Annotated in this window: 9 protein-coding genes; 3 read left to right on the top strand and 6 right to left on the bottom strand. The window is 62.2% G+C overall.

The window, feature by feature from the left end; all coding sequences use genetic code 11:
• The coding region (locus AR689_RS22690; protein WP_156424566.1) for a hypothetical protein at window positions 1-157 on the bottom strand (157 nt) is incomplete at its 3' end.
• 378 nt (window positions 158-535) lie between these two features.
• Between AR689_RS22690 and AR689_RS09825 the strand changes: the two genes are divergently transcribed.
• Window positions 536-2,008, top strand: a complete 1,473-nt coding sequence (locus AR689_RS09825) for an APC family permease (RefSeq protein ID WP_062069690.1) — start codon at window positions 536-538, stop codon at window positions 2,006-2,008.
• Window positions 2,005-2,748, top strand: coding sequence for an IclR family transcriptional regulator (locus AR689_RS09820; RefSeq protein ID WP_062069688.1), 744 nt, complete (start codon window positions 2,005-2,007; stop codon window positions 2,746-2,748). The genes AR689_RS09825 and AR689_RS09820 overlap by 4 nt, the downstream gene beginning before the upstream one ends.
• Before the next feature lie 101 nt (window positions 2,749-2,849).
• Here the strand turns inward: AR689_RS09820 and AR689_RS09815 are convergent, their stop codons facing one another.
• The 4 genes from AR689_RS09815 to tkt all read right to left on the bottom strand — a co-directional run bounded on the left by AR689_RS09815 (window position 2,850) and on the right by tkt (window position 7,495).
• On the bottom strand, window positions 2,850-3,323 hold the full coding sequence (locus tag AR689_RS09815; RefSeq protein WP_062069686.1) for a ribose-5-phosphate isomerase: 474 nt from the start codon (window positions 3,321-3,323) through the stop codon (window positions 2,850-2,852).
• Between the two features lie 12 nt (window positions 3,324-3,335).
• On the bottom strand, window positions 3,336-4,046 hold the full coding sequence (rpe, locus tag AR689_RS09810) for a ribulose-phosphate 3-epimerase (RefSeq protein ID WP_062069684.1): 711 nt from the start codon (window positions 4,044-4,046) through the stop codon (window positions 3,336-3,338).
• A gap of 72 nt (window positions 4,047-4,118) precedes the next feature.
• Window positions 4,119-5,231: a transaldolase gene (gene tal, locus AR689_RS09805; protein WP_062069682.1), complete on the bottom strand. Its 1,113-nt coding sequence runs from the start codon at window positions 5,229-5,231 to the stop codon at window positions 4,119-4,121.
• A 101-nt stretch (window positions 5,232-5,332) separates the two neighbouring features.
• Window positions 5,333-7,495, bottom strand: coding sequence for a transketolase (tkt, locus tag AR689_RS09800; protein ID WP_502686013.1), 2,163 nt, complete (start codon window positions 7,493-7,495; stop codon window positions 5,333-5,335).
• Window positions 7,496-7,694: 199 nt separating this feature from the next.
• On the opposite strand from tkt, the gene AR689_RS09795 reads away from it, so the two are divergent.
• Complete coding sequence (locus tag AR689_RS09795) at window positions 7,695-8,966, top strand: helix-turn-helix transcriptional regulator (RefSeq protein WP_062069679.1); 1,272 nt, start codon at window positions 7,695-7,697, stop codon at window positions 8,964-8,966.
• 69 nt (window positions 8,967-9,035) lie between these two features.
• Here AR689_RS09795 and AR689_RS09790 read toward each other — a convergent pair.
• Window positions 9,036-9,710 (bottom strand): glucose-6-phosphate dehydrogenase assembly protein OpcA (locus AR689_RS09790; RefSeq protein ID WP_197412853.1); only part of this gene is annotated, 675 nt, incomplete at its 5' end.

The raw sequence follows: 9,710 nt of genomic DNA, 5'->3' as shown, positions 1-9,710 counted from the left end.
CCGGCTCACGCAACTCAACACTGATAAAACGGAACGACTCCGCCGCCGCAGGACCGTCCTTCAACACAGCCACAACACGGGAAATCTCCTCCCGCGACAACGGATCCAACGGATGCGAAACACCCAAGTGGGCGTGGGTTTCTGTAGTGAGAGTCATGATTTTCTCCTTGGTTGTCCAATGCTGCAGGGCAAGTCAGCCGTACTGTTCCGTGGCCGCGCTCTTGAAGAGCGTCCTGCTGATGTAAAGACGGCGCTGATGGTTACCCCGGACGACCCTGTAGAGCCGTGATGCCGGTCACTTTCACTCCGTCTGCTTAGAAACTTACGGCATCCAATTCCTTCAGGCGAGACCTTTTTGAACAATGGTGTGAGAACTTCCAAACCCTGATTTCTCAGTGCAGTTAACATGTTGGAAACATTTGAATCTGGATTTTTTCCCCTGAATGTGGGCCGACGATGCTAATGTTTGGCATCGTGAATCGATGACTTGCTATAGGCGGGTGAGGTTGCCCGGCGGAGGGAAACATGGTGCCTGATGTCTGCCCGCGGTGACCGTTACATCACCGCCAAATCTCCGGTGGAGGGCTTGCGGCGCCGGAAGCTATCGTTCTTGCCGGTTTTTGCACAAGCAGTTGCCAACGTGGCACCTGCCGGTGCCATGTCCGTCATTCCGGCTCTGATCTTTCCCGGCCTTGTTTTTGGGACGTCCGGGCCCAACCTCCTGATGACCTTCGGCGCAGCCATGGCGGTCATCATCCTTGTTTCCTTCTGTTTGAGACCGATGGCCCAACGCATGGCGGCCGTCAGCGGCCTCTACAGCTACACGGCCAAGGGACTCGGGCCAAGAACCGCCATTTCCGCAGGCTGGTCGGCCATCTTCGGATACGCTCTGGTAGCCATGGCCAGCTTGCTGGCGGTTGGCACATATAGTGTTGAGCTGTTCATCAACCTTGGGCTGCACCTGGTGGATCCGAGGGGTCCCACGGCTCTGGTCATCCTTGGCGCAGCAGCTGGCGCCTGTCTTCTCATGGTCCGGGGAATCCGGCTGTCCGCGTGGTCCACTTTGCTGATGGAATCCATTTCCATTGCGATTCTCACGGTGGTTCTCATCGTCTACTTCACATTCAATGCCTCGAGCGTGAACCTCGATGGCGTGTTTGCGTGGCAAGGAGATTTTGATTCCCTGTGGATCGGCATCGTCGTTGCCGTCAGCGCCTTTGTGGGATTCGAAAGTCCCACCACCCTGGGCGGGGAGGCTCGCAAACCTTTCGTCAGCATCCCTCGGGCCATTACGTGGACACCCATCCTGGCGGGCGTCTTGTACCTCATTGCCGCGACCGCGCAAGACGTGGCCCTCGACGAAGCTTCGCCGAGCATCATCACCAGCTCCACTCCGCTGTCCAACCTGATTTCCAGCACGTCCCCCATGGTGGCGGCCGTCCTCGACTTCGGGATTGCGGCCTCGTGGTTCGCATGCGCGATCGCATCCGTCAATGCGTTGTCGCGGATACTCTTCTGCATGGGCAGGGAAGGCGTGGCACTCCGAGCGGTTGGCCGGACTCATCCCTCGTTTCGCACACCGTCCACCGCAATCATGATGGTCATGCCTGCCATCGCGGCTGTTCCCATCGCGGTGATTCTCTTCGGCGTCAGTCCTGGACTGGCTTTGACGAACCTCTTCACGCTGGGAGCCTACGGCTACTTGGGCTCGTATATTTTGGCCAGTGCGTCCTTGCCGTTCTTCCTGCGCCGTATCGGAGAAAACACCACGGTCAGCTGGATACTGGGTTCCACAACCCCGCTGATCCTCACGTTTGTGCTCTGGGCTGCTGCTACTGTTTCGGTTCAGGCCGGCAACCTGCAAAGCCTGATCTATGGAGCGGTGTTCCTGGCGAGCATCCTTTACGCCACATTCCTCCGCTACCGGAGACCCGGACGTCTGGCATCCATAGGCATCTACGACGAGACCCGGCAGTCGGACCTGTTTCATGACAGGCGCATCCCATGAACTACAGGCCGTCATATGCAGGAACCGGCCCCGCCGCCACCTCCCTGAGAATCCTGGAGGTGGTGGCACGGCTCGGCACCGGGACTACGGCCAAGGAAATCACCGAAGCGCTCCAGATACCCCAGGCAACCGCATACCGTGCTCTCAATGCGCTGGTCGCAGACGAATATCTTGCCCGCACGTCCAATCTCCGCGGCTTCGCGCTCGGACACGCCATCACAGGATTGATTACAGCTGCTGCTCCTCCTGCCGTGTCAACTGCAGCCCGCAACGTGATGGAGCGGTTCCGGAGCGGAAATCGTTTTGCAGTGCACCTCATCATGTACCGAAGTGCCTCTTTGAGGATCGCCGATGAAGACCCGGACTACCCTCTCCACGCAGCGTTCGAAATGCTGCGGTACCCACATGCCTCGGCAGCAGGGAAACTCATGCTCGCAGAACTTGGCGACGCGTCCGGATCCGTCCCCATGCGTCCGCTGGCCAAGTTGACCGAGCACACCATCACGGACAGAGGTCAGCTGGAGGCGGTTCTCGCGGAGGTCAGGGCCACCAAGCAGGCTTCCGACGTCAATGAGCTGGAAGAAGGCTCCGCCAGCCTGGCGTTTCCCATCACCATGCCCGATGGCAGCCTCGGCGGAGCTCTCTGCCTGTTCGGTCCCTCAGCACGGTTTCCCACAATCTGCGAACAGCAGGAAGCGGCCCGCGAGCTGGCATTGCGGATGGCACCCCTGCTGTTTTGACACCCCTGCTCTTTTGGCGGGGTGACCCGAGCACACAACTGCGCCGCCGACCCTCAGGACGACGGCGCGGTTGGCAATGAGCGTTGCGCGAAAACCCGGAGCTAGTCGGAGAGGGCCCCTGTGGTTTCGTAGGTGGCGATCTTACCGATCCTGCGCTCATGGCGTTCAGCATGGGTGAACGGCTCGGCGAGAAAGGCTTTGATGAGCTCGGTGGCTTCGTCCACAGTGTGCTGACGTCCGCCAACTGCCACCACGTTTGCGTCATTGTGTTGGCGAGCCAGTACTGCTGTGTCCAGGTTCCACACCAAGGCGGCACGGACACCCGCAACCTTGTTTGCGGCGATTTGCTCGCCGTTGCCCGAACCGCCCAGCACAATTCCCAAAGCGTCCACGCCTGCGGCGTGGTCCTTGACGACGGCGGTGGCGGCCTTGATGCAGAAGGCCGGGTAGTCGTCTTCCGGGTCATAGGAGGAGGGCCCGTGATCCACCATCTCGTAGCCCCTCGCCGCCAGCTCGGTGATGAGGTGAGAACTGAGTTCCATGCCTGCATGGTCTGTTGCGATGTGAACGCGCATGTTGGTGATCCTTTAGGCTTTCTGAAGTTCGCTGGGGGCGGTCCGTCCTGCGAAGGCAAGTTGCCCGTTGGTCCGCAAGGACTCAATTGCTTCGGCAGGCGACGGCTTGCCGTAGACGGCGGAGCCGGCTACGAAGACGTTGGCCCCGGCTTCTGCTGCACGAATGATGGTTTCCTCGGTGATGCCGCCGTCAACCTGAATGGCAACGTTCACGCCGGAGCCCTCAACTGCTTCGCGGGCGCGCCGGATCTTGGGCAGTACCACGTCCAAAAAGGCCTGACCTCCAAAACCCGGTTCCACTGTCATGAGCAGCAGCATGTCCAACTCCGGAAGCATGTCCAAATACGGCTCCACCGGCGTGGCCGGACGCAAGGCCATGCCGGCTTTCGAGCCCCGCGCGCGCAGTTCACGGGCCAGCTTGATGGGAGCCATGGCCGCCTCCACATGGAAAGTCACTGAGTCCAGGCCGGCGTCGGCATACTGCGGCGCCCAACGATCGGCCTCAGCAATCATCAGGTGCGCATCCAGCGGTACCGGACTGACCTTCTGCAGCCGCTCCACCACCGGCAACCCGAGGGTCAGGTTCGGCACGAAGTGGTTATCCATGACGTCGACGTGCACGGCATCCGCAGTGCTGATGCGTGCCAGCTCCTTTTCGAGGTTGGCGAAGTCGGCGGAGAGAATGCTGGGGTTGATACAACATGTCAAAGGTGAAGTGGACATAGTGCCTGCCTTTCAGTATCGGTCAAAGCTTGCAGTTGAGGGCGTGGAGAGGACGTCCGGGGTTCAGGCAGCCTAGCGGGCAGCGGCGAGGGCGCCGTCGACGTCGGACAGGAGTTCCTTCCAGCTGGTCACGAACTTCTCCAGTCCTTCGGACTCGAGGACCGAGACCACCAAAGCGTAGGAGATGCCTTGGGCCTTAATGGCGTTCAAAACCTGGTGGGCTTCTTCGTAGGTGCCGGTGATGGTGTCGCCGGTGACTACTCCGTGATCGAACGTGGCATCCAGTGTCTTTTCGGGCATGGTGTTCACCAGGCCGGGGGCTGCGAGTTCGGTGACGTAAAGGGTGTCCGGAAGGGCCGGGTCTTTCACGCCGGTTGATGCCCACAGGGGACGCTGCGGGCGAGCTCCGGCAGCGGCCAGGACGGACCAGCGCTCGGTGGAGAACAGCTCTTCGTAGACCTGGTAAGCCAGGCGTGCGTTCGCTACGCCCGCCTTACCCTTGAGTGCCTTGGCTTCAGCGGTGCCGATGGCGCTAAGGCGCTTGTCGATCTCGGTATCCACGCGGGAGACGAAGAACGAAGCCACGGAGTGGATCTTGGAGAGGTCGTGGCCGTTGTCCATGGCCAGTTTCATGCCCGTTTGGAAGGCGTTGATGACAGCCCGGTAGCGCTCCAGGGAGAAGATCAGCGTCACATTGACACTGATGCCCTCGGCCAAGGTTGCCGTGATGGCAGCCAGACCTTCCAAGGTGGCCGGGATCTTGATGTGGACGTTGTCCTTGTCAACCTTCTTGTAGAGGCGCTTGGCCTCAGCAATGGTGCCCTCCGTGTCCCATGCCAGGCGGGGGTCCACCTCGATGGAGACGCGACCGTCCACACCATTGGTGGCGGCGGCGATGGGTGCGAAGAGATCGCAGGCATCAGCCACATCCGTTGTGGTTATTTCAAAGATGGTCTCTTCAACGCTGGCACCAGCAGCCGCGAGCTCCGCGATCTTTGCCTCGTAGTCGTTACCGGAGGTGATGGCGGCTTGGAAGATGGAGGGGTTGGTGGTGACACCAACAACGTTCTTTTCGTCAATGAGCTTCTGCAGGCTGCCGCTGGAAAGCCTTTCGCGGGAAAGGTCATCCAACCAAATGGAAACGCCTGCGGCGGAGAGCTGTGCGGTGGGTGTTGCGTTGGTCATGGCGGTGTTCTTCCTTCGAAAATGGGGGGGCTGCGGCGGCGGGGGCTGCGGGTCGCCTCAAGGCGTCCCGCGGCCCCCGCCGCACTGCAGTTCTGGAGGTGTTAGCTGCTTGCAGCAGCCAGGGATTCCATGGCCGCTGCGGTCACCGCTTCGGCGGTGATACCGAATTCGTTGAACAGGCGCTTGTAGTCGGCCGAGGCACCGAAGTGTTCCAGGGAGATGGAGCGGCCGGCGTCGCCGACGAATTCCTTCCAGCCGAGCGCGAGGCCGGCTTCAACGGAAACACGGGCCTTCACGGCGGCCGGGAGGACGGACTCGCGGTAGGCCTCGTCCTGCTTGTTGAACCACTCAACACAGGGCATGGACACAACGCGTGCTGCGATGCCTTCAGCCTGGAGCGCTTCACGGGCCTGCACTGCGAGCTGGACTTCCGAACCGGTGCCGATCAGGATGACCTGCGCGTCAACGGTTTCGCCGTCCTTGGAGGCTTCGGCCAGCACGTAGCCGCCCTTGGCCACACCGGCCGGTGAGGCAAAGACGTCCCCGGAGGCTGTGCCCTCGCCGCGGGCGAACGTTGGAACATTCTGGCGGGTCAGCACAATGCCGGCGGGATTCTGGTGGTTCTCCAAGATGGTCTTCCAGGCGATACCCACCTCATTCGCGTCACCGGGGCGGACAACATCCAGGCCCGGAATAGCGCGCAGGGAGGCGAGCTGCTCCACCGGCTGGTGGGTGGGTCCGTCTTCGCCCAGGCCGATGGAGTCGTGAGACCACACATAGATGGACGGGACACCCATCAGCGCGCCGAGGCGGATGGCCGGCTTCTGGTAGTCGCTAAAAATCAGGAATGTACCGGAGAACGCCCGGGTACGGCCGTGGAGGGAAATGCCGTTCACGATGGATGCCGCGGCATGCTCACGGATGCCGAAGTGCAGCACCCGTCCGTACGGGTTGCCCTTCCAGGCGTCCGTGGAACGCGAGGCCGGGATGAACGACGGCGAACCTTCAAGGGTGGTGTTGTTCGACTCGGCAAGGTCGGCCGAACCGCCCCAGAGTTCGGGAAGAACCGGGCCGATCGCGTTCAGGACCTTACCCGAGGCTGCACGGGTGGAAACGTCCTTGCCGGCTTCGAAAACAGGAAGAAGGGAGTCCAAGTCCTCCGGAAGCTGCTTGGATTCAATGCGCTCCAGCAGGGCAGCGCCCTCCGGGTTGGCCAACTGCCAAGCGCTGAATGCTTCGTCCCACTGCCCGCGGGCCCCCGCACCGCGGTCCAGGACCTTGCGGGCATGGGCCAGGACTTTTTCGTCAACATCGAAGGACTTGGCCGGATCGAAACCGAGCACAGTCTTCACCGCCGCAACTTCCTCGGCGCCCAGTGCGGAACCGTGGATCTTGCCGGTGTTCTGCTTCTTCGGCGCCGGGTAGCCAATGATGGTCCGCAACGAAATGATGGACGGCTTGGAGGTCTCTGCCTTGGCTTCGAGCAGGGCTGAGTAGAGCTCCTGCAGGTCCTCTACGTAGTTGCCCGTCTTGGTCCAGTCAACGCGCTGGGTGTGCCACCCGTACGCTTGGTAACGCTTGAGGACGTCTTCGGTGAAGGCGATGTCGGTGTCGTCTTCAATGGAGATGTGGTTCTCGTCGTAGACCACCACGAGGTTGCCCAGCTCCTGGTGGCCTGCCAGCGACGATGCTTCAGAGGTGACGCCCTCCTGGATGTCGCCGTCGGAGGCGATCACCCAGATGGTGTGGTCGAACGGCGATTCGCCGGCGGGAGCATCGGCGTCGAACAGGCCGCGTTGGCGACGCTGGGAGTAGGCGAACCCCACCGACGATGCGAGCCCCTGGCCCAGCGGGCCCGTGGTGATTTCCACACCGGCGGTGTGCTTGTACTCGGGGTGGCCCGGGGTCAAAGCACCCCAGGTACGCAGCGCCTCGAGGTCCTTCAGCTCCAGCCCGTACCCGGAAAGGAACAACTGGATGTAAAGGGTCAACGAGGAGTGGCCCGGGGAAAGGATGAAGCGGTCGCGGCCGATCCACTCGGGATCACGGGGGTCATGGCGCATCAGCTTCTGGAACAGCAGGTACGCTGCCGGAGCCAGGCTCATTGCGGTGCCGGGGTGTCCGTTGCCCACCTTCTCCACGGCGTCGGCGGCCAACACGCGAGCGGTGTCCACGGCGCGCTGGTCCTCGAATGTCCAGTCGAGTGTTGCGGGTGCAGTATCTGCGTTGCTGAAGGTCAGCGCCGCACTTGCTGTCGGATTCACGAGTTATCCCCTTTGATATGGTGGCCGGCCGAAGTGGCCGCATCCATGCTTTGTGGTTGATTCCCATGCTCCCGAAATAAACACCTCGGCGAAACACTGTTTTCTGACAGTTTTTGACTACACTTTAGGACAGGGAATTCACCCGGTTGGTTTTGCGTCGTCGCGCAACCACACTCATGAGCCCAGCAAGGAAGTTGCCATGTCCCCTTCAGACCACCCTTGGCCGCTGTTGCGTTCCGTGGCAGCCCTGGCCGACGCCCCGTTGTCCCACATCGCCGAACGGCTGCGTGACGCCTCGCTCCCCTCCCTCGGGAGCAGCGCCCTGGTGATCTTCACCGAAGACTGCACGGGGCGGCCGCAGAAGAAGGCGGGTTCGGAAGACATCATTTCCAAGGTCTCCATCGCTGAACTGGACGCGCTCCGCGCTGCTCTCCCGGACGACGGCCCATGGTTTGGTGACGCTGAGCTTGCGGGACAACCGCGGCAGGCGATGGCACTCAAACATGCCCCCAGCAATGCACTCCTGGTGATCACAGACCCCGTCCCCGCCGATCCCGGGCCGTCCGGGCTGGAGCTGGTGAGCTATCTCTGGGACATCACCGCCCGGCGGATCCAGGAGAAAGTGGCGGATGCGCCGCCGTCGTACTTGTTGGAATCCCGTGCGGCTTCAGCCGAACGCATCCGCGTGACGGCCGAACTGACGGATCTGCACTCCACCACCCTTGAAACGCTCTTGGCCGCCCTGCGCTCCTCCTCCATGGACGATGCCACGGCGCGGACCACGGTCACCGATCTCGCCGCCAGGGCACTGGTGGGCCTCCGAACGCACAGCGACCGCACCACGGATTTGGTGAAAGAACCAGTGGTCAAAGCCTTCGAACGCCTGCGCGAAGACCTGCGCCCACTCACGAGCTTCAGCGGCATTGAGGTCCAGTTCATCGAACCTCCCCTGAACGGCAGGGCCCTCCCCGGAGAAGTTGCGCACGCAGCGCGGGCCATCGTCCGCGGACTGGTACTGGTCATGATGGAACAGCCGGATGTCACAAGGATCAGGACGCATTGGGACTGCGACGGCGAAAACCTGTTGATCAACGTCCGTGACGACGGCGGCGGCGCGCTCACCACCGAGGATCCGAGCATCAGCCGTTTGGACCGCAGGGTCCAAGCACTCACCGGACAGCTCCGAATGGACGTCATGTCCGGCTGGGGTGCGGATGTCTTCGTTTCGCTTCCCTTGGACCTTCCGGCACGTCCGGCCGGCGACGTCGCAGGATGGAACCTCGCTGCCCGCGAACTCGAAGTGTTGCAGCACCTGGCCACCGGACACCGGAACCGCACCATAGCGTCCGCAATGGGCATCAGCGAGAACACGGTCAAGTTCCATGTGCGGAACCTTTTCAGAAAGCTCGACGTCGGCTCCCGGACCGAAGCGATCGCACTGGCCCACAGCCACGGCCTGCGGCAGTCGTAGCACTTTGGACGGCCTCTAACTACTCGAAAGAGTGGGTGACCCGGTGGTAAAGCAGATAGTGGTCAGGGCTTAGCGCACCTCGGCAAGGCTGTCGTCCACCTGGCTGAGTGCGGATACCAAGGCATCCACGTCCACGCGGCCACCACTATGGAGGCCCTCGTGCCGGACACGGGACATGTCGAAGCCGCGAACCGTTTCCCCGAAGACGTCGTCGGGGTCGAGCCGGCGGAGTTCTTCGGCGAGGCAGTCCTTGAGGCTTCTGCGCGCGAGGGTAATGCGTTGCGCGGGCTGCCCGGGTTGGGTCAGTTCTGCCACCGTGTGGCCGGGCCTGGACAGCCGGATGGCACCGGAAGCAGTCATGAGCCGGACCCCGCGAATGCCGGTACCTGGGGGGTCGGCCACTATGGTCACAGGTGCCTGCAGCGATCGGCCCAGCCAGCTTGCCAGCAACAGTGTGCTGGGGGAATCGGAAGCACCTTCCACAGTGATCCCGGTGATGGTGGCCGGATCCACGTGGTCCATTGCTGCGGCGAGTTGCATGCGCCAGTTGGTCAGGCGGGTCCAGGCGAGGTCGGTGTCGCCTGCTTTGTAGGTGGCCCGGATGTTTTCCAGCGCGCGGCGGGGGTCTGGTTCGTTGGCCGAATCGGTGATGCGGCGGTGCGCGATCCGGCCGATGGAGGTCTCACACGCGCTTTCCGGGGCGCCGTGCGGCCACCACGCCACGATCGGCGCATCCGGAAGGAG

The sequence above is a fragment of the Arthrobacter sp. EpRS71 genome (assembly GCF_001512285.1).
Classification (GTDB): Bacteria; Actinomycetota; Actinomycetes; order Actinomycetales; family Micrococcaceae; genus Arthrobacter.
Note: the sequence above shows the minus strand (reverse complement) of the source record. Positions and strands in the feature narration are given on the sequence as shown.

Bases quoted from the DNA above. Each gene is read 5' to 3' on its own strand.
- tal (WP_062069682.1), bottom strand. From the start codon at position 5,231: ATGACCAACGCAACACCCACCGCACAGCTCTCCGCCGCAGGCGTTTCC.
- AR689_RS09820 (WP_062069688.1), top strand. From the start codon at position 2,005: ATGAACTACAGGCCGTCATATGCAGGAACCGGCCCCGCCGCCACCTCC.
- AR689_RS09815 (WP_062069686.1), bottom strand. From the start codon at position 3,323: ATGCGCGTTCACATCGCAACAGACCATGCAGGCATGGAACTCAGTTCT.
- AR689_RS09795 (WP_062069679.1), top strand. From the start codon at position 7,695: ATGTCCCCTTCAGACCACCCTTGGCCGCTGTTGCGTTCCGTGGCAGCC.
- AR689_RS09825 (WP_062069690.1), top strand. From the start codon at position 536: ATGTCTGCCCGCGGTGACCGTTACATCACCGCCAAATCTCCGGTGGAG.
- rpe (WP_062069684.1), bottom strand. From the start codon at position 4,046: ATGTCCACTTCACCTTTGACATGTTGTATCAACCCCAGCATTCTCTCC.